Annotated in this window: 20 protein-coding genes; 8 read left to right on the top strand and 12 right to left on the bottom strand. The window is 71.2% G+C overall.

Annotated features, from left to right (window positions below; genetic code table 11):
* Positions 1 to 146: 146 nt before the first annotated feature.
* Complete coding sequence (locus ACZ4TR_RS15925) at positions 147 to 410, top strand: WhiB family transcriptional regulator (protein WP_364520886.1); 264 nt, start codon at positions 147 to 149, stop codon at positions 408 to 410.
* 176 nt (positions 411 to 586) lie between these two features.
* Here ACZ4TR_RS15925 and ACZ4TR_RS15920 read toward each other — a convergent pair whose 3' ends face one another.
* The gene (locus ACZ4TR_RS15920; RefSeq protein WP_465287718.1) at positions 587 to 1,564 is read right to left on the bottom strand and encodes an RNA polymerase subunit sigma-70; all 978 of its coding nucleotides are present in this window, start codon (positions 1,562 to 1,564) and stop codon (positions 587 to 589) included.
* A 114-nt stretch (positions 1,565 to 1,678) separates the two neighbouring features.
* Here ACZ4TR_RS15920 and ACZ4TR_RS15915 point away from each other — a divergent pair, with 114 nt between their 5' ends.
* Together ACZ4TR_RS15915 and ACZ4TR_RS15910 are read left to right on the top strand one after the other, a co-directional pair.
* Positions 1,679 to 2,419, top strand: a complete 741-nt coding sequence (locus ACZ4TR_RS15915) for an SDR family NAD(P)-dependent oxidoreductase (RefSeq protein WP_465287717.1) — start codon at positions 1,679 to 1,681, stop codon at positions 2,417 to 2,419.
* A gap of 205 nt (positions 2,420 to 2,624) precedes the next feature.
* Positions 2,625 to 3,824 (top strand): LCP family protein, encoded by a 1,200-nt coding sequence (locus ACZ4TR_RS15910; protein WP_465287716.1) that lies wholly within the window; start codon positions 2,625 to 2,627, stop codon positions 3,822 to 3,824.
* A gap of 4 nt (positions 3,825 to 3,828) precedes the next feature.
* Here the strand turns inward: ACZ4TR_RS15910 and ACZ4TR_RS15905 are convergent, their stop codons facing one another.
* The 11 genes from ACZ4TR_RS15905 to ACZ4TR_RS15855 all read right to left on the bottom strand — a co-directional run bounded on the left by ACZ4TR_RS15905 (position 3,829) and on the right by ACZ4TR_RS15855 (position 13,167).
* The gene (locus ACZ4TR_RS15905) at positions 3,829 to 5,019 is read right to left on the bottom strand and encodes an acyl-CoA dehydrogenase family protein (protein WP_465287715.1); all 1,191 of its coding nucleotides are present in this window, start codon (positions 5,017 to 5,019) and stop codon (positions 3,829 to 3,831) included.
* 1 nt (position 5,020) lies between these two features.
* Positions 5,021 to 5,932 (bottom strand): 3-hydroxyacyl-CoA dehydrogenase NAD-binding domain-containing protein, encoded by a 912-nt coding sequence (locus ACZ4TR_RS15900; protein ID WP_465287714.1) that lies wholly within the window; start codon positions 5,930 to 5,932, stop codon positions 5,021 to 5,023.
* Positions 5,929 to 6,675 (bottom strand): acetoacetate decarboxylase, encoded by a 747-nt coding sequence (locus ACZ4TR_RS15895; protein ID WP_465287713.1) that lies wholly within the window; start codon positions 6,673 to 6,675, stop codon positions 5,929 to 5,931. The genes ACZ4TR_RS15900 and ACZ4TR_RS15895 overlap by 4 nt, the downstream gene beginning before the upstream one ends.
* Position 6,676: 1 nt before the next feature.
* The gene (locus ACZ4TR_RS15890) at positions 6,677 to 7,420 is read right to left on the bottom strand and encodes a crotonase/enoyl-CoA hydratase family protein (RefSeq protein WP_465287712.1); all 744 of its coding nucleotides are present in this window, start codon (positions 7,418 to 7,420) and stop codon (positions 6,677 to 6,679) included.
* 90 nt (positions 7,421 to 7,510) lie between these two features.
* Positions 7,511 to 8,665, bottom strand: coding sequence for a CaiB/BaiF CoA transferase family protein (locus tag ACZ4TR_RS15885; RefSeq protein ID WP_465287711.1), 1,155 nt, complete (start codon positions 8,663 to 8,665; stop codon positions 7,511 to 7,513).
* A gap of 115 nt (positions 8,666 to 8,780) precedes the next feature.
* Positions 8,781 to 9,686: a LysR family transcriptional regulator gene (locus ACZ4TR_RS15880; protein ID WP_465287710.1), complete on the bottom strand. Its 906-nt coding sequence runs from the start codon at positions 9,684 to 9,686 to the stop codon at positions 8,781 to 8,783.
* Positions 9,687 to 9,886: 200 nt separating this feature from the next.
* On the bottom strand, positions 9,887 to 11,242 hold the full coding sequence (locus tag ACZ4TR_RS15875; RefSeq protein WP_465287709.1) for a HAMP domain-containing sensor histidine kinase: 1,356 nt from the start codon (positions 11,240 to 11,242) through the stop codon (positions 9,887 to 9,889).
* On the bottom strand, positions 11,239 to 11,925 hold the full coding sequence (locus ACZ4TR_RS15870; RefSeq protein WP_465287708.1) for a response regulator: 687 nt from the start codon (positions 11,923 to 11,925) through the stop codon (positions 11,239 to 11,241). The genes ACZ4TR_RS15875 and ACZ4TR_RS15870 overlap by 4 nt, the downstream gene beginning before the upstream one ends.
* Positions 11,926 to 11,964: 39 nt before the next feature.
* Positions 11,965 to 12,150: a hypothetical protein gene (locus tag ACZ4TR_RS15865; RefSeq protein ID WP_465287707.1), complete on the bottom strand. Its 186-nt coding sequence runs from the start codon at positions 12,148 to 12,150 to the stop codon at positions 11,965 to 11,967.
* On the bottom strand, positions 12,147 to 12,551 hold the full coding sequence (locus ACZ4TR_RS15860; protein WP_364520908.1) for a hypothetical protein: 405 nt from the start codon (positions 12,549 to 12,551) through the stop codon (positions 12,147 to 12,149). The genes ACZ4TR_RS15865 and ACZ4TR_RS15860 overlap by 4 nt, the downstream gene beginning before the upstream one ends.
* Before the next feature lie 67 nt (positions 12,552 to 12,618).
* Positions 12,619 to 13,167: a TetR/AcrR family transcriptional regulator gene (locus ACZ4TR_RS15855; protein ID WP_465287706.1), complete on the bottom strand. Its 549-nt coding sequence runs from the start codon at positions 13,165 to 13,167 to the stop codon at positions 12,619 to 12,621.
* A 23-nt stretch (positions 13,168 to 13,190) separates the two neighbouring features.
* On the opposite strand from ACZ4TR_RS15855, the gene ACZ4TR_RS15850 reads away from it, so the two are divergent.
* From ACZ4TR_RS15850 to ACZ4TR_RS15830, 5 genes are all read left to right on the top strand, one after another.
* Positions 13,191 to 13,631 (top strand): SRPBCC family protein, encoded by a 441-nt coding sequence (locus tag ACZ4TR_RS15850; protein ID WP_465287705.1) that lies wholly within the window; start codon positions 13,191 to 13,193, stop codon positions 13,629 to 13,631.
* 95 nt (positions 13,632 to 13,726) lie between these two features.
* Positions 13,727 to 14,098: a winged helix-turn-helix transcriptional regulator gene (locus ACZ4TR_RS15845; RefSeq protein ID WP_364520913.1), complete on the top strand. Its 372-nt coding sequence runs from the start codon at positions 13,727 to 13,729 to the stop codon at positions 14,096 to 14,098.
* A 42-nt stretch (positions 14,099 to 14,140) separates the two neighbouring features.
* Entirely contained in the window at positions 14,141 to 14,902 is a 762-nt protein-coding gene (locus ACZ4TR_RS15840) for an isocitrate lyase/PEP mutase family protein (RefSeq protein WP_465287704.1), read from the top strand.
* 40 nt (positions 14,903 to 14,942) lie between these two features.
* The gene (locus ACZ4TR_RS15835; RefSeq protein WP_465287703.1) at positions 14,943 to 15,956 is read left to right on the top strand and encodes an aminotransferase class V-fold PLP-dependent enzyme; all 1,014 of its coding nucleotides are present in this window, start codon (positions 14,943 to 14,945) and stop codon (positions 15,954 to 15,956) included.
* Between the two features lie 127 nt (positions 15,957 to 16,083).
* Positions 16,084 to 16,665 (top strand): hypothetical protein, encoded by a 582-nt coding sequence (locus ACZ4TR_RS15830; protein ID WP_465287702.1) that lies wholly within the window; start codon positions 16,084 to 16,086, stop codon positions 16,663 to 16,665.
* The last annotated feature ends 100 nt before the right edge of the window (positions 16,666 to 16,765 follow it).

Below are 16,765 nucleotides of genomic sequence, written 5' to 3'. Positions count from 1 at the left end.
TCTTGGTTGCCCGGAGGGTGAGCCGGGGACCGAAGCCAAAACCCCCTTGACCCACGCGGATACGCTCGCGCGTCCGCCGCGGTCAAGTCGGTTGACGCGCGACGACAATGGGAAACAGTAGAAGCAGAGGGAGGTGAACGAAGGAAATGGAAGCCACGATGACGGGCTGGGCGGACCTCGCGGCCTGCAAGGACGAGGACCCGGAACTGTTCTTCCCGATCTCCGCAGTGGGCCCCGGCGCCCGGCAGACGGCGCAGGCGAAGGCCGTGTGCGCGCGCTGCCCGGTGCGCGCCGAATGCCTCGGCTACGCGCTCGACAACGGCCTGGACCACGGTGTTTTCGGCGGGACCACCGCCGAGGACCGACGCCGGTTGACGCGCACCGCGCCGCAGCGGCACCGAGCTGCTTGATCCGCCGCCGGTGACCTCTTCCCGGCGGCCAGGAAGCGAAACACCGAAATCGGAAGAATTTCTTTCCGGCTGGTGTGCGCCCGGGCGGGTGATTCCCGTGAATCACCCGCCCGGGTTTTTTCGCGCCCTTCGCGGGTGATTGAGGCACTACCGAATGCGCATGCCGCTCAGCGGGCTCACTCGTCGTGCCACGTCTCCGGCAGCCCCCACACCGCCGCCGGAACGGACTCGAACGCGGCCAGTTCCGTGATCAATCCGTGTTCGATCGTCAACAGGGACACCCCGAACCAGCGGTACTCGTCCGCACCCGGGCGCCGGAGCCAGGTCGCCACGGCGGGCTGGCGGTTGGCGCGCGTCACCCGCATCCGGAAGCGGCCGACGCAGTGCGGTGACGCGGGGTCGAGCGACAGCGACAACGCCCGGACGATGGACGCCGCACTCGCGAACCACAGCTCGTAGGGCGGCATGACCGCGCGGGCCTCCGCGTGCAGCAGCCGGGCGACCGCTTGGGGATCGCCCTGTTCATAAGCCGCGATGAACTGCTTGAGTAGCGCGGTTTCCTGGGCCGTCGCGTCGCCGGCCGTCCACTCGGTACGGCGCGCGGGCAGTCGTTCACGCAGCGTCGCCCGGGCGCGCTGCAGCGCGCTGTTCGCCGACGCGACGCTCGTCTCCAGCAGGTCCGCGGTCTCCTTCGCCGACCAGCCGAGGACGTCCCGCAGGACGAGCACCGCCCGCTGCCGCGGCGGCAGGTACTGGACGGCGGCGAGGTAAGCGAGCTCGATGGTCTCCCGCTCGACCACGACGGCGTCCGGCCCGGCCTCGTCCAGCAACCGGTCCGGGACGGGCTCGAGCCACGGCAGATCGGCGGCCGGGAGAGGCCCGTCGGGCTCGCCGGCGGGCCCGAGCTGATCGGGCAGCACCCGCCGCGGCCGCCGGGCGAGGACGTCGAGGCAGGCGTTGGTCGCGATCCGGTACAGCCAGGTCCGCACGCTGGCCCGGCCTTCGAACCGGTCCCGGGCCTTCCAGGCGCGCAGGAAAGTTTCCTGGGCGAGGTCTTCGGCGTCGCTCAGCGAGCCGAGCATCCGGTAGCAGTGCACCTGGATCTCCCGCCGGTGCCGCGCGACGACCGTCTCGAAATCCGGAGCGTGACCCACTCGGGCACGCTAGCGCACACGCGCGGCGGGGAGCGGGTTCCGCGGGCCGCTTCCGCCGAGGACCTCGGGGCGGGTGCCCGCAGCACGGCCGTCGCGGGCTGGGAGACTGCCTCCGTGAGCGGAACGGTGCTGGTGCTGGGCGGACGCAGCGAAATCGGACTGGCCGTGGCGGAACGCCTGGCCGCGGACCACCGGCGGTTCGTGCTGGCCGCCCGCCCCGGTGCGGATCTGACCGCCGCCACGACCGCCCTGCGCGAAGCCGGCGCCGAAACCGTCGAAACGGCCGAGTTCGACGCCGACGACCTCGCCGCCCACGGCCCCTTCCTGGAGAAGATCGCCGCCGAGCACGGGCCGCTGGACGTCGTCGTGCTCGCCTTCGGCATCCTCGGCGACCAGGCCCGCGCCGAAGAAGACGCCACTCACGCCGCCGCGATCGTCCACACCGACTACGTCGCCCAGGTCGGCGTGCTGACCCACGCCGCGAAGCTGCTCCGCGCCCAGGGCCACGGCAGCCTCGTAGTGTTCTCGTCCGTCGCCGGGATCCGGGTGCGGCGCGCCAACTACGTCTACGGCTCGGCGAAGGCCGGCCTCGACGGCTTCGCGAGCGGCCTCGCCGACGCTCTCCACGGTTCGGGCGTCCACCTGCTGCTCGTCCGCCCGGGCTTCGTGATCGGGCGGATGACCGAGGGCATGAGCCCGGCGCCGTTCTCGAGCACGCCGGACCAGGTGGCCGACGCGACCGTCGCCGCGCTGCGCAAGCGCCGTGGGGTCGCCTGGGTGCCCGGCGTACTCCGTCCGGTCTTCTTCGGAATGCGCTTGCTGCCGCGCGCGATCTGGCGCAGGATGCCGCGCTAGCCGGACGTTGTGGCCACCGCCACAGCACGTTTTCGTGTGCGTGCCGGTACTTTGCGTCGCGAAATCGGCCGATCAGCCGGATTCGGCTCGGCCGATCGGGCAGCGTCACGAGCTTTCAACAAGTTTCTCAGCTGATTCCCAGCTAACCCGGTGATCCTCGAAGGAGGGGTCGGAGGTTCACCACAGGGAAGCAAGGGGAAGTGTCGTGCTGCTGTCGTCCCGAGGGCGTCGCATCGGCGTGCGGGTCGCGCTCGGCGTCGTGTCGGCGCTGGTGCTCGGCGCCACCGGGTACGCCTGGTCGCAGCTGAGCAAGCTCGACGACGGTCTCGTCACCGCCGACGTCATCCCGCCCGCGGCGCAGGTGGACGAAGACGACACGCCGCCCGGGGAACCGCTGAAGGTCGCCCAGAACATCCTGCTCGTCGGGATCGACGCGCGCACCGACACCTACGGCAACCCGTTGCCGCAGAGCCTGCTCGACGCGTTCCACGCGGGGGGCGGCGACGACGGCGGCGACACCACCGACACGATGATCGTGGTCCACATCCCGGCGGGCGGCGCGGCGGCGACGGCGATCTCGATCCCGCGTGACTCCTATGTGGACATCGCGGGTGGGTACGGCAAGCACAAGATCAACTCCGCGTACAGCCGCGGCAAGAACGCCTCGATGTCCGGGTTGCGCGCCCAGGGCCTGTCCGGCCCGCAGCTGGAGGTCGCGGCGAACGAGGCCGGCGCGAAGACCACGATCCAGACGATCGAGAAGTTCACCGGGCTGACGATCAACCACTACGCGGCCATCAACTTCGCCGGCTTCGACGCGCTGTCGCGGGCCGTCGGCGGGGTCGAGGTCTGCCTCAAGGCGCCGGTGCACGACAGCTACTCCGGCGCGGCCTTCCCGGCCGGCCCGCAGACGCTCTCCGGCGCGCAGGCGCTCGCGTTCGTCCGGCAGCGCCACGGCCTGGCCAACGGCGACCTCGACCGCATCGCGCGGCAGCAGGCGTTCCTGTCCGGGATGGCGAAGAAGGTGCTGAGCGCGGGCACGTTCACCGACGTGTCGAAGCTGAACGCCCTGGTCAGCGCGGTGCAGGGCGCGGTGGTGCTGGACAGGGGCTGGAACGTCCTGAGCTTCGCGCAGCAGCTGCGGGGGATGAGCTCGGGGGCGATCGCGTTCGCCACGATCCCGGTGCAGAGCCTCTCGCTGTCCACGCCGTCGGACGGCGACGCGGTGAAGGTCGACCCGGCGCAGGTCCAGCAGTTCGTCCGCACGGCGATCAGCACTCCCGAGGTCCAGGCTTCGGGCGACGACACCGCCGGCGGGGTGAAGCCGGTGGCCGCGACGAGCGCCACCCGGGCGCCGGACACGAAGCAGCCGGCGACCTCGGCGGCCGCCGGCTGCGTCAACTGAGTGTTCAGACGAACGCGGACTGTCCCGTGATCGCCTTGCCGACGATCAGGGTGTTCATCTCGCGCGTGCCTTCGAACGAGTAGATCGCTTCGGCGTCGGCGAAGAACCGCGCGACGTCGTAGCCGAGCACGATCCCGTTGCCGCCGAAGATCTCCCGGCTCCAGGCGACGACCTCGCGCATGCGGGAGGTGACGAACGCCTTGGCCAGCGACGAGTGCTCGTCCTTGAAGATCCCCGCGTCCTGCAGCCGGGCGAGCTGCACGAGCATGCCCCACGACGCGGTGATGTCGCCGAGGCTCTTCACGAGCAGGTCCTGCACCAGCTGGAAGCGGGCGATCGGGCGCCCGAACTGCGTGCGCTCCTGGGCGTAGGCCAGCGCGGCCTCGTAGGCACCGATCATCACGCCGAGTGCCTGCCAGGCGACGCCGCCGCGGGTGGCGCGCAGGATCTCGGCGACGTCGCGGAAGGAGTTGATGCCCTGCAGGCGGTTCGCCTCCGGCACGCGGACGCCGGTCAGGGTGATCTCGGCGTTCTCGACGATCCGGAACGCGGTCTTGCCCTGGATCTTCTCGGGCACGAAACCGGGGGTGCCCTTCTCGACGACGAAACCCTTGACGTGGTTGTCGTCGACGTCCCGCGCCCACACCACGACGTAGTCGGCGAAGGTCGCGTTGCCGATCCACTTCTTGGCGCCGTCGAGGATCCAGGTGTCGCCCTCTCGCTTGGCCGTGGTGCGCATGCCACCGGCCACGTCGGACCCGCCGAGCGGCTCGGTCATCGCGAACGCACCGATCTTGTCCATCGCTGCCATCTCCGGGAGCCAGCGGTCACGCTGTTCCTGGCTGCCTCCACTGTAGATGGAGTACATCGCGAGTCCGTTGTGGACACCGAAGAACGTCGCGACCGAGGCGTCGGTGCGGCTCATCTCCATCGCCATCATGCCGGTGAGGAGGTGGCTGACCGCGGGCTGGTGCTCGCCGTAGCCCTCATACGGCAGACCGGCGAGGCCGCTGTCGCGGAACATCCCGATGAGTTCCTTCGGGAAGGTGCCGGCCTCCCAGTTGTCGTTCACCAGCGGCTTGACGTCGGTGGTCATGAACTCGCGCGCCTTGACGAGCAGCTTGCGCTCGTCGTCGGGCAGCAGCGCCTCGAAGTCGTAGAAGTCGGCGGTGAGGTTGTCCTTGAGCGGTTCCATGTCAGTTCTCCTCCACTGCGGTCAACACTGCGAGCTGCTTGCGGTCGCGCGTCTCGGCGAGTTCCGAGTACGTGGAGGAGCCGTAAGCCTTTTCGACGGCTTCGATGAGCCGTTCCTGCTCTTCGGGGCTGTGGCTGGGATTGCCCAGGCCGGCCCACATCTTCTTCATCGACTTGCCGATGTGCTCGGCCATGTGCCGGTAGCCGCCGGGGCCGCCACCGAGGTGCGAGCCGAGGAACGGCCCGACGGTCGCCCAGCGGATGCCGAGCGAATGGGTGATGACCTTGTCCAGCTCTTCCGGGCTCACCACGCCCTGCTCGACGAGGTAGATCGCCTCACGGCTCAGCGCGTTCTGCAGCCGGTTGCCGACGAAGCCGGGGATCTCCTTGTGCTCCACCACCGGCGTCCGGCCGAGGAAGGTGTAGAAGTCGACGGCGGTCTCGACACTTTGCCGGCTGGTGCGCTCGCCGGGGACGACCTCGACCAGCGGGATCAGGTGGGGCGGGTTGAACGGGTGGCCGATGAGGACGCGGCTGCCGTCGATCTCGCCGGTGAACGCCGTCGAGGGGATGGCGCTCGACGAACTCAGCAACAGGGCGTGCTCGGGCGCTTCCGCGACGAGCTGCTTGAACAGGTCCTTTTTGAACTCGACGTTCTCGGGTCCGTTCTCCTGCACGACATCCGCGTCTTTCACCGCTTCGGTGACGTCGGCGGCGATGTGGACCCGGCTCGCCAGTTCTTCGGCAGTGGTGCCGAGGTGTGGGGCGAACGTCTTCAGCGCGTCGGCGACGGCGTCGGCGAGGTCCGGTCGCGGGTCGCTGACCCGGACGGTCAGGCCGTGGTGGGCGAACAGCGCCGTCCAGGACAGGCCGATGGTGCCGGCGCCGATGACCGCCGCGTTGCGGAACTTCATGACTGCGCTCCCTTCAGGTAGTCGAAGACCGGCTTGACCGGGGCGAGCGTCAGGTCGGTGAGGATGTGGCTCGCGGAGACGACCTCCAGCACGGGCAGGTCGGCCAGCGGGGCGAGAACGTGCTGGAAGAGCTGCAGCCGCGCGGGGCCGGTGTAGGCCTGCTTGACCACGACGTCGGTGATCTCGGTGCGGACCAGCTCCTGCACGCGCGGCGCGCCGTCGTAGCCCGGGATCGTCTTGAGCATGAACGTCGGGACGGTGATCTGGCGTTCGGCCTCGCGGACGTCCAGCTCGTGGTGCTTGTAGCCCATGGTCGCGGTCGCCACCCGGAGCGTCCCGTAGTCCAGCGTGCCCACCAGGACGCCGTTGTCGACGTAGAGGTCCGGGCTGCCGACGGTCTTCGGGTACGCGCTGACCTCGCGCCCGGACGCGGTCGCCGGGAAGTTGTCGAGGTACATCGCGTGCAGGTACTCGCCGCGCTCGCCGTCGAAGCTGACCTCGATCGCCTGGCCGGACTCGGTGTACGGGCCGTAGCCGGAGACGTCGCCCATCTTCATGACCTCGAAGCGCACCAACGGTTCCTCGACCTGAAGTGGCTCCGGGACGACGGCGCGCAGGGCGTCGGCGTCGGTGCGGTAGACGATGTTCAGGTACTCGCGGTCGGTGAACCTCGGGACCACGGGCGCGAACGCCGGGGCGGTCAGGGGAGTGGTCACGTGCCTGCGGACTTCGTCGATCTTCATGTCACTCACCGGTCCACTTCGGACTGCGGCACTCGGCGAAGGCGGTCATGCCCTCGCGGACGTCGTGGGACTGCATCAGTTTCTTGTTTTCTTCGCGCTGCACGGTCGCGGGATCCGCGGCACGCACGATCTTCTTCACAGCGGCCAAGGCCAGGGGCGCGTTCTCCGCCAGCTTCTCGGCCAGCTGCAGCGCGCCGGCGGCGGCGTCGCCGTCCGGCGTCACGCGGTTGACCAGGCCCAGCTCGCCGGCGCGACGGCCGGTGACGGGCTCGCCGGTGAGCAGGAACTCCATCGCCAGGTGGTGCGGGATCCGCTTCGGCAGCCGGAGCACGCCGCCACCGGCGGCGATCAGGCCGCGCTTGACCTCGGGGAGGCCGAACTTCGCGGTTTCCCCGGCGACGATGAGGTCGCAGCCCAGCGCGAGTTCGAACCCGCCGCCCATGGCGAACCCTTCGACCGCGGCGATCAGCGGCTTCGCCAACTCGGCCTCGGTCAGGCCGCCGAACCCGCGTCCCGGGATCTCCGGCGACTCGCCCTTCAGCGCGGCCTTGAGGTCCATGCCGGCGCTGAAGGTGTTCTCGGCGCCGGTCAGGACGCCCGCCCGGAGCGCGGCGTCGTGCTCCAGCTCGTCCAGCGCGGCGGCCAGCCCGGCCGCCACCGCGGCGTTGACCGCGTTGCGGGCCTGCGGCCGGTCGATCGTGATCAGCAGGGTGCTGCCGACCCGTTCAGTACGTACTTCACTCATGACTTCACACTTCCTTGACGCCACTTTCCCCAGGAAAGTGATCCGGAGGCGGCACCTCCGCTGCACTTTCACGTGAAAGTGCGGAGTTGGTCAGACCAGCTCGGCGAGGACTTCGGCGGTGTCCTGGCCGGCCAGCGGGGCCAGCCGGCGGATCGAGCCGGGCGTCGCGGAGAACTTCACCGGGATGCCGACCGTGCGGATCGCGCCCTCGCTCGGGTGCTCGACGGTGTCGAGCAGGTGGCCGTCGCGGACGTACGGGTCCTCGTGCGCGCGGTCCAGTTCGAGCACCGGCGCCATCGGGATGCTGTGCTTCGCGCAGACCTCGGCCCACTCCTCGGTGGTCAGCGCCGGGGCGCACGCCGCGATCTGCTCGCTCAGCCACTCGTTGTCGGCGCGGTCGATGGCCTCGCCGTTCACGCGCGGGTCGGCGGCGAGGTCCGGGCGCCCGGCCGCGGCGAAGAAGTCGCGGAAGTTGGCCGGGTTGTAGGGGATCACGCAGGCGAGGCCGTCCTTGGTGCGGACCGCGGCGTGGCCCTTCGTCATCGACAGCGCGAAGCCGGTGGGGCCCTCGGCCGGCTCGTAGGTGTGCCCGGCGAGGTGCTCGACCAGGTTGAACGCGAGCAGTGTGTCGGTCATCGGGATCTCGATCTGCTGGCCCTGCCCGGTCTTGTCGCGGTGGACCAGCGCCGCGAGCACGCTGTAGGCGATGGTCAGCGACGACACCTTGTCGCCGATGATCGTCGGCAGGTAGACCGGCTCGCCCAGCGCCCGGTTGGCGACGTCGACCAGGCCGGAGGACGCCTGCACGGTCTCGTCGTAGGCGGCGTTGCCGGCCTGCGGGGAGTCGCCGCGGAAGCCCTGCGCGTGGGCGTAGACCAGGCGGGGGTTGCGCTCGGCGACGTCGGCGTAGTTCAGGCCGAGCCGGCTCAGTGCGCCGGGCCGCATGTTGGTGATCAGGACGTCGGCGGTGTCGATCAGCTTCAGCGCCTGCTCGCGCTCGGTCTCGTCCTTGAGGTTGAGGGCCACGCTGCGCTTGTTGCGGTTGACGTTCAGGTTCAGCGGGGTCATGCCCGGCGTGGTGCGGTACTGGCCCACCCGCACGGTGTCCGCGGGGGACTCGATCTTGATCACGTCGGCGCCCAGGTCGCCGAGGATCTGGGCCGCGTACGGGCCCATGACCACGGTCGAGAGGTCGATCACGCGCACGCCGTCCAGCGGGCCGGTCGCGGTGCTGGTGTCCGTCATCGTTCGTCCTTTCGCGCCTTGCTGTTTCGCTCTACTTACGAACGTAGGCGCGTACTCCGCGAAAGGGAATGATCATGATACGAACAATGGTGTGACCGCAGTGGTCATACCATTCTCAGCTGATCAGCGGCTCGGCGAAGATGTCTTTCGCGGCTTCGACGAGTTCCCGCAGGTCGCCGTCGATGCGATCGCGGCGCCAGAGCAGGCCGGTGTCCAGCTGGGGACGGAAATCCGTGAACGGCAGGACGATGACGTTGTCGAGCCGGTAACCGTGCATCGGGCTTTTTTCGTCGAGCATGGAAATGGAAAATGCTTCGCCGCTGGAAATGATTTCGGACGTCCCGCCGTAGCCGGTGTTGGTCAGCCGGATGCGTTTCTTGACGCCGAGTTCGTTCAATTGGTGGTCGAGCTGGTCGAAGTACGCCGGGACGATCTCCCCAGGTGAGGCGACGTACGGGAATTCGGTCAGCTCGGCCACGGAAACGGAGTCGCGGCCGGCGAACAGGTCGGCCGGCACGACGGCGCCGAGCCGTTCCGACATCACCGGCACCTGCTCCAGCGCCGGGTCGCTGATCGGCAGCCGGGCCAGCGTCAGCGCGAGCTTGCCCTCGTGCACACCCTGGACGAGGTCGGCGGTGGTGCCGGGCCAGCGTTTGAGCTCGTAGCGCGCCTTGACCCGCTCGGCGAGGGCGTTGACGCGGTCCCGCAGGTCGGGGTGCACGCCGGCGGGCATGCCGAGGAAGACGGTGCTGCGCTGCGGCCGGGTCGCCTCCTCGAGCCGCCACGGAATGGCGCTGACCTGCTCGAGGACGTCCCGGGCGAGCGGCAGCAGCGCGGTCCCGGCGGCGGTGAGCGTGACGTGGTGGGTACTGCGGTCGAACAGCTGCTGCCCCAGCTCGTGCTCGAGGTCCTTGATCCGCTGGCTGAGCGGAGAGGCGGCCATGTGCAGCTTCCGCGCGGCGGCGGAGAAGTTCAGTTCCTCGGCGACCGCGACGAAGTAGCGCAGGTGCAGCATCTCCATCCCCCGACCCTAACGACCACCCGTGTCGTCCCCCCAATCACACGTGATGCCCCTCCAATCACGCGTGATGCCCGCTCAATCACAGGTGATGCCCGATACCGCACACCAGGTCCCGTGCGCGGCGGGGCATCTCGCGTGATCAGGGAGGCATCACGCGTGATTGGAGGGGCATCACTCGTGGTGGGAAGGTCGACACGTGTTCAGCGAGTGAGGGGGAAGGTGATCGTGAAGGCCGCGCCGCCCTCCGGGGCCGGGCCGGCGGTCAGGGTTCCGCCCATGCGGGTGACCAGGCCGTGGACCAGGGCCAGGCCGATGCCGGACCCGACCGGACGGCGGTCGCGGTAACGCGCGTTCAGTACCCCGCGCTCGAACGCCACCGGGTAGTCCTCCGGGGCCAGGCCCGGCCCGCCGTCGCGGACGGAAAGCGAAGTCGAGGAACCGGACACCGACAGCGAAAACACCATGGGCGCGCCGGCCGGGGTCACCCGCAGCGCGTTCTCCGCCAGCCCGTCCACGACCTGACGCAGCCGCCGCGCGTCGGCGACCACCGGCACCGGGGACGCGGGCGCCGACACCGACAGCCGCACGTCCTCCCGCGCGCACCGCAGCTGCCACACCTCCGCGCAATCGCGGACCAAAGCGGCCAGATCCACCGGGGCCGGATCCAGCCGGAACTCGTCCGCGCCCAGCCGGGCCAGCTCCAGCAGGTCCGTCACCAGGCGTTCCAACCGCACAGCCTCGCGCTGGATCGTCCGACCCGCGCGCACGGCGTCGTCACCGGATGCGACTCCGTCCGCGATCGCCTCGGCGAAGCCGGTCACGGCGGTCAGCGGCGTCCGCAGCTCGTGCGACACCGAGAGCAGGAAGTCCCGCTGCCGCGCTTCACTCATCGCCAGCGCGTCGGCCAGCGAGTTCAGCGACCCGGCGACCTCCGCGACCTCGCGCGGCCCCTCCACCGGCACCCGGACGTCCCGCCGCCCGGCGCGCAGCGATCCCGCGGCCAGCGCGGCCCGCCGCAGCGGACGGCCCAGCAGCCGGCCCGAGAACCAGCCCGCGAGCGCCGCCACCAGCAGCCCGATGCCCAGCGCGAGCGCGATGTTGCGCACCAACGCTCGTTGCGTCGCTTCAGCGCTGCGGGCCGGCTGCACCAGCGCGAACGCCGCCCCGCGCGTCCCGACCACCCGCGTCTCGACCAGGTACTGCGCACCCCCGGCGGTGACGCGCCCGGAGTGGTCCCCGCCGAGCCCGAGCTTGCCCGCGGCCTGCACGGCGACCGCGTCCCCGGCCGCCTGGCCGCCACCCGCGCGCCGGACCACGACGGAGATGCCCTGCCCGCGCACGACGTCGGCCACCTTGCCCACGCCGAGCCGGTTCCCGATGCCGGTCTCGTCGAGCTGCGACGCGACGACGTCGGCCTGCGCGGCCAGCGACGACTGCAGCACGTTGTCCGCCGTGGTCCGGATCAGCCGGGCCGCGACGAGCCCGGCCACGATCACCGCCACGCCCGCGACCGCGAGGCAGACCAGCGTGATCCGCCCGGCCAGGGTTCCTCTCATGCCGGGTCCGCCGCGTAGCCGATGCCGCGCACCGTCCGGATCGGACTCGACGCCCCCAGTTTCGCCCGCAGCTGCGCCACGTGGACGTCCACCGTGCGCGTGCCCGCCGCGGCGGCGTACCCCCAGACGGCGCTCAGCAGCTGGTCGCGTGAAAGCACCTGCCCCGGGTGCCGGAGCAGGTGCGTGAGGAGGTCGAACTCGGTGGATGTCAAGGAAATCTCGACGTCGCCCGCCCAGGCGCGGCGGCTGGTGAGGTCGACGCGCGCGCCGCCGACGGTCAACGCCGTGGGGGCCGGCGCCGCCCCCGACGCGCGGCGCAGCACCGTCCGGACCCGGGCGGCCAGCTCCCGCGGGCTGAACGGCTTGGTCAGGTAGTCGTCGGCGCCGATCTCCAGGCCCAGGAGGCGATCCAGCTCGTCGTCGCGCGCGGTGACGAACAGCACCGGCGTCCAGTCCCCGGCCGCACGCAGCGCCTTGCAGATCTCGATACCGTCCATTCCGGACAGTCCGATGTCGAGCACGATCGCCACCGGCTTGAGCCGCCGGACGGCGTCCAGCGCGCGGCCGCCGTCGGCCTCGACGTGCACGCCGAAGCCGTCGCGCTTGAGGTAGAGCGCCGCCAGTTCGGCGATCGCGGCCTCGTCCTCGACCACGAGGACGAGGCCGCGTCCCGGTGACCCCATGCCTGCTCCCGTCTCCGTCAGTGGGGAGACGCTAGCCGGTCAGGGCGAGCCATCGCTGTTCATGTCGGATTCGATGCCGTTGAGCGTCGACTCGATCCCGCTCAGCTCGGACGACGCGGGCGCGTTGTCGGAAGGCGACCCCATCAGGTTGTCGCGGCAGGCCGAGCAGCCGAGCGCGATGAGCGCGGCGGCCCCGACCGCCGCCGCGACCCTCGCGCCCCTCACTTGGCCGGCTTGCAGTGCGCGGACGCGAAGGCGTCGAGCTTCTGCTTGGCCGCGTCGATCTCCCCGGTCCGGCCCTGGCGCTTGGTGGCCCGCTGGTCGAGCTGGTCGGCGCGCTGGGTGTGGCCCTTGGCGCGCTGGTCGGCGGCCCGGGCCTTGAGGTTGGCGACCGAGCCGGTGATCTCGGCGCCGCCGTTGATCCGCGTCTTCAGGTTGTCGGCCTTCTTCTGCAGCTTCGGCACCCAGTCCGAGCAGACCTGCTGCGACTCCTCGGGGCTGAGCGTGATCGGCGCGACCGGCGCCGGCGACGTCGTCTGGGCCGAGGCCAGCGGCGCCGCCACCAGCAGGCAGGCCGCGCTCCCGCAGCCCGCCAGCGCCAGCCGCGTCCAGGTGGTTCCTCGCATCGTGTCTCCCTTGGGTGAGGTGCTTGCGGGGAGAACTTTCGCGGGGCGGTGTTCGGAGGGCGTCCGCCTAGTGTTCGGGCTTTGTAAAGGCGCGCTCGGACAGCGCGAGGAACGCCTCCATCGCCGCGTTCACGGCGCCGCGGTCGCCGGTCGTGACGAGGTCGAGCAGCAGGCCGCGCGTGACGGCGAGGCCGAGCCGCGCGTGGGCGGGCCGGTCGGCTTCGGGGACGCCCCGCTCGGCCAGCAGCGCCTCGATCGGGCCGAGCCAGTCCTGGATGACGCCGTCGAGGAACTCGGTGGTTCCCGGCGTGCCGCCGAGGGCTTGGCCGTAGAGCTGGAAGAAGAGCTTTTCGTTGGCCCGCAGGTCGTCCGCGGTCAGCCGGTGCCAGAACTCCGCCGGGTCGAGCTCGGCCAGCGCCGCCCGCTGCCGGGCCTCGACCTCCCGCGCCACGGCCGTGAGCAGGCCTTCCTTGGACCCGAAGTGGTAGATCAGCATGCGGTGGCTGGTGCCGAGCGCGGTGGCCAGCGCCCGCAGGCTCCGGTCCGCGCCGCCGTGGTGGGCGATGTGGTCGATCGCCGCGTGGAGGAGCTTCGCGCGCGGGCTTGCGTCGATCATGTACCAAATGGTACACGTACCAAATGGTACAGAGAATCTCGGTCCGCGGGGTGGCGGCTGCGGACGCCGACACGGTGTACGCCTTGTTGCGGGACGGCGCGAGCTGGCCCCGCTGGTCGCCCCTGGGCTCGTTCGAGCTGGTCCGCGAGGGCGAGGGCGAGCCCGAAGGCCTCGGCGCCGTCCGCCTGTTCCGGACCGGCGGCATCCGCTCGTACGAGAAGATCGTCGCGCTCGAGCCCGGCCGCCGGTTCGGCTACGCGCTGGACCACGGCCTGCCGCTGCGGGACTACGTCGCCCACGTCGACCTTTCCCCGGCCGACGGCGGTACGGAGATCCACTGGCATTCGACGTTCACGGCGAAGATCCCCGGCACGGGCTGGTTCTACCGCCGGTTCCTCGGCCGCTTCATCGGGCAGGTGGTCGCCGGGCTGGTCGACGCGGCCGGGGTGCGCGCGGCCTCATGAAGTGGCCGCAGGTGCCTGCGCGTCCTGGTCGGCACGCTGATGGCGGACACTGTCTGAACGGCGTGTTACTCTCCCCGGGAGAGTGAGGAGACGCCGTGCTGTCGAACCCGTACGACCGCAACTGCCCGACCCGCCAGCTGCTCGACCGCATCGGCGACCAGTGGACGGTATTGATCGTCGGCGCCCTCAAGGACGGCCCGCTGCGGTTCACCGAGATCGGGCACCGGGTCGACGGGATTTCGCAGAAGGTCCTGACCCAGACGCTGCGCAGCCTGGTCCGCGACGGGATCCTGACCCGCACGGCGTACGCGGTGATCCCGCCGAAGGTGGAGTACGAGCTGACGACGCTGGGCCGCAACCTGTCCGAGCCGCTGGAGATGCTGGACCAGTGGGCGCGGCAGCACATGACGGCGGTCCAGGAGTCCCGGGACGCCTACGACGCGGAGCACACCCCCGCGTCGGCTTGAGCTTCGGCGCTCGCCGAAGCGTCCCGCTCCTAGGTTCGGGTCATGGACGAATTCCGTGCCCTCCACCTCCCCGGCACACCGCTGCTCCTGCCGAACGCGTGGGAGTTCGGCGTCGGCGCCTTCCTCGCCGCCCAGGGCTTCCGCGCCCTCGGCACCACCAGCCTCGGCGTGTCCGCGGCGACCGGTGAGCCCGACGGCGCTCCCTCGACGCGGGACGCCACCGTCGCCCTGACCCGCCGCCTGGCCCGCCTCGACGTGCTGGTCAGCGTCGACATCGCCGACGGCTTCAGCGCCGACCCCGCCGCCGTCGCCGACCTGGCCGAGGAGCTGGCCGACGCCGGCGCCGTCGGCGTCAACCTCGAGGACGGCCGGGCCGACGGCTCGCTCGCCCCGGTCGAAGTCCAGGCCAGGCTGGTCCAGGCGGTGAAGGACCGCGTGCCGGGCCTGTTCGTCAACGCCCGTACGGACACCCACTGGTCCGGCGACCACGCGATCGAAACCGCCGAAGAACGCGGCAAGGCCTACGCGGCTGCCGGTGCCGACGGCCTCTTCGTGCCCGGCCTGGCCGACCCGGCGGACGTCGAGCGGATCGTCGGCCTCGGCCTCCCGGTCAACCTGCTGTTCCTGCCCGGCAAGGTCACCTTCGCCGGGCTGGCGGAGCTGGGCGTCGCGCGGGTCAGCCTCGGCTCGCTCCCGTACCGGATGGCCCTCGCGGCGGCGGCCGCGACGGTCCTGGCGATCCGGGGCGGCGGTGAGCTGCCGCTGGTCCCGCCGAGCTACGCCGACGTCACCGCGCTGCTGTAAGGGGTGAACTGTGTCGCGCGGATCTGCTTGGCTCGACGGCATGCGCGCCTTCGGAACCGACTTCGCCGTCCCGCCCGGATACCTGAACACGCCCAGCGTCGGCATCCCGCCGGCCCCGGTGGCTGCCGCGGTGGCCGAGTCGGTCGAACGGTGGCGCACCGGCGCGACCCGGCCGGGGGAGTTCGACCGGTACGTCGACCGGTCCCGGGCCGGGTTCGCCCGCCTGCTCGGCGTCGACCCCGGGCGCGTCGCGATCGGCGCGTCGGTCTCGCAGCTGGCCGCCAACGTCGCCGCCGCGCTGCCCGCCGGCACCCGCGTCCTCGCCGCCGAAGGCGACTTCACCAGCGTGACCTTCCCGTTCGCGGCCACCCCCGGCGTCACGGTGACCGAGGTCCCGCTGGAGCTGCTGCCCGAGCGGGTCGACGGCCACGACGTCGTCGCGGTGAGCGTCGTCCAGTCCGCCGACGGCCGGATCGTCGACCTCCCCGCGCTGCGGGCGGCCGCCGAAGCCGCCGGGGCGGCGGTGCTGCTCGACGCCACCCAGGCCGTGGGCTGGCTGCCCCTGGACGTCGCGTGGGCGGACTGGGTGATCGCGGCGGGCTACAAGTGGCTGCTGTCCCCGCGCGGCTGCGCGTGGCTCGCCGTGCGGCCGGACGCGCACGAGCGCACCCGGCCGGTCGCGGCCAACTGGTACGCGGGAGAGGACCCGTGGGCCACGGTCTACGGCCTCCCGCTGCGCTTGGCCGGCGACGCCCGCGCGTTCGACCTCTCGCCGGTCTGGCTCGCCCAGGTCGGCGCGGCCGCGGCGCTGGAGTACTTCGACGGTCTCGACCTCGCGCAGGTCGCGGCGCACAACACCGGCCTGGCCGACCAGCTGCTCGAGAAGCTCGGGCTGCCCCCGCGCGGGACCGCGATCGTCTCACTCGACGCCGATCCGGAGCGGGTCGCGGCGGCCGGGATCGTCTCGAGCGTCCGCGGCGGCCGGGTGCGGGTCGGATTCCACCTCTACAACACCGCTGACGACGTCGAACGCGTCTTACGTGCATTCGAGTGAACGCGGCCGAGGCGGTGAACTACCGTATGGCCCCGTGGTTGGTGCGCATTTCACCCCAGGCCCGTCCGACACGGCCCCGCTGGGCGCGGTGCCCCCGCAGCCCCGGCCCCCCGCGCCGGGACCGCCGGTGCGCGACACCCGGTCCCTGCTGCTCAGGGGCGCCGGACTGGTCGCGATCGCCGTCGTCTCCGGACTGCTCTGGTTCCTGATCCGGCACGACTCGGCCGGGGACGAGCCGGTGGCCCAGCCGCCGGCCCAGAACACCGGGAAGTACCAGTTCACGATGGTCGCCGGGCCGGCGAAGTCCAACGAGTGCGCGTCGAAGTCGTACGGCAAGACGCACGACTTCTTCCAGGAGAACGAGTGCCAGTCCCTGGTGCGCGCGCTCTACACGACGGAGTCGGGCGGCGCGAAGGCGCTGGTGTCGGTGGTGCTGGTCGGGATGCCGGACTCGACGAAGGCGAAGGAGCTCAAGGCGCTGACCGAGCGGGACAACACCGGCAACGTCACGGACCTGGTGAAGGACAAGACGTTCACGGGTTCCGGCGTCCCGAGCGTCAGCGGCGCGGACGCGGCGTTCGCCTCGCGGGTGGACGGCACGAACACGACGATCGTGCTGGCCGACTTCTACGCCAAGCACAAGGACAAGAACCTGATCGAAGCGATCGCCGACGACGCCCTGCGCCTGTCGGCCGACCTCAAGGGCTGAGGTTTCCGGCTCGGGGGGGGGGGGGTGGGGGAGGGGGTGGTTGTTGTGGAGGGAAGAGGGGGGGAGGTGGTCGTGGTTGGGGGGGGGTCGGGGGAGAAGG

The organism is Amycolatopsis sp. NPDC028719 (genome assembly GCF_055565395.1).
This window is presented reverse-complemented; position numbering and strand designations above follow the sequence as displayed.

Coding starts and splice junctions, on each gene's coding strand:
- ACZ4TR_RS15925 (WP_364520886.1), top strand. CDS start 147: ATGGAAGCCACGATGACGGGCTGGGCGGACCTCGCGGCCTGCAAGGAC.
- ACZ4TR_RS15905 (WP_465287715.1), bottom strand. CDS start 5,019: ATGGAACCGCTCAAGGACAACCTCACCGCCGACTTCTACGACTTCGAG.
- ACZ4TR_RS15900 (WP_465287714.1), bottom strand. CDS start 5,932: ATGAAGTTCCGCAACGCGGCGGTCATCGGCGCCGGCACCATCGGCCTG.
- ACZ4TR_RS15895 (WP_465287713.1), bottom strand. CDS start 6,675: ATGAAGATCGACGAAGTCCGCAGGCACGTGACCACTCCCCTGACCGCC.
- ACZ4TR_RS15890 (WP_465287712.1), bottom strand. CDS start 7,420: ATGAGTGAAGTACGTACTGAACGGGTCGGCAGCACCCTGCTGATCACG.
- ACZ4TR_RS15885 (WP_465287711.1), bottom strand. CDS start 8,665: ATGACGGACACCAGCACCGCGACCGGCCCGCTGGACGGCGTGCGCGTG.
- ACZ4TR_RS15880 (WP_465287710.1), bottom strand. CDS start 9,686: ATGGAGATGCTGCACCTGCGCTACTTCGTCGCGGTCGCCGAGGAACTG.
- ACZ4TR_RS15875 (WP_465287709.1), bottom strand. CDS start 11,242: ATGAGAGGAACCCTGGCCGGGCGGATCACGCTGGTCTGCCTCGCGGTC.
- ACZ4TR_RS15870 (WP_465287708.1), bottom strand. CDS start 11,925: ATGGGGTCACCGGGACGCGGCCTCGTCCTCGTGGTCGAGGACGAGGCC.
- ACZ4TR_RS15860 (WP_364520908.1), bottom strand. CDS start 12,551: ATGCGAGGAACCACCTGGACGCGGCTGGCGCTGGCGGGCTGCGGGAGC.
- ACZ4TR_RS15855 (WP_465287706.1), bottom strand. CDS start 13,167: ATGATCGACGCAAGCCCGCGCGCGAAGCTCCTCCACGCGGCGATCGAC.
- ACZ4TR_RS15850 (WP_465287705.1), top strand. CDS start 13,191: ATGGTACAGAGAATCTCGGTCCGCGGGGTGGCGGCTGCGGACGCCGAC.
- ACZ4TR_RS15840 (WP_465287704.1), top strand. CDS start 14,141: ATGGACGAATTCCGTGCCCTCCACCTCCCCGGCACACCGCTGCTCCTG.
- ACZ4TR_RS15835 (WP_465287703.1), top strand. CDS start 14,943: ATGCGCGCCTTCGGAACCGACTTCGCCGTCCCGCCCGGATACCTGAAC.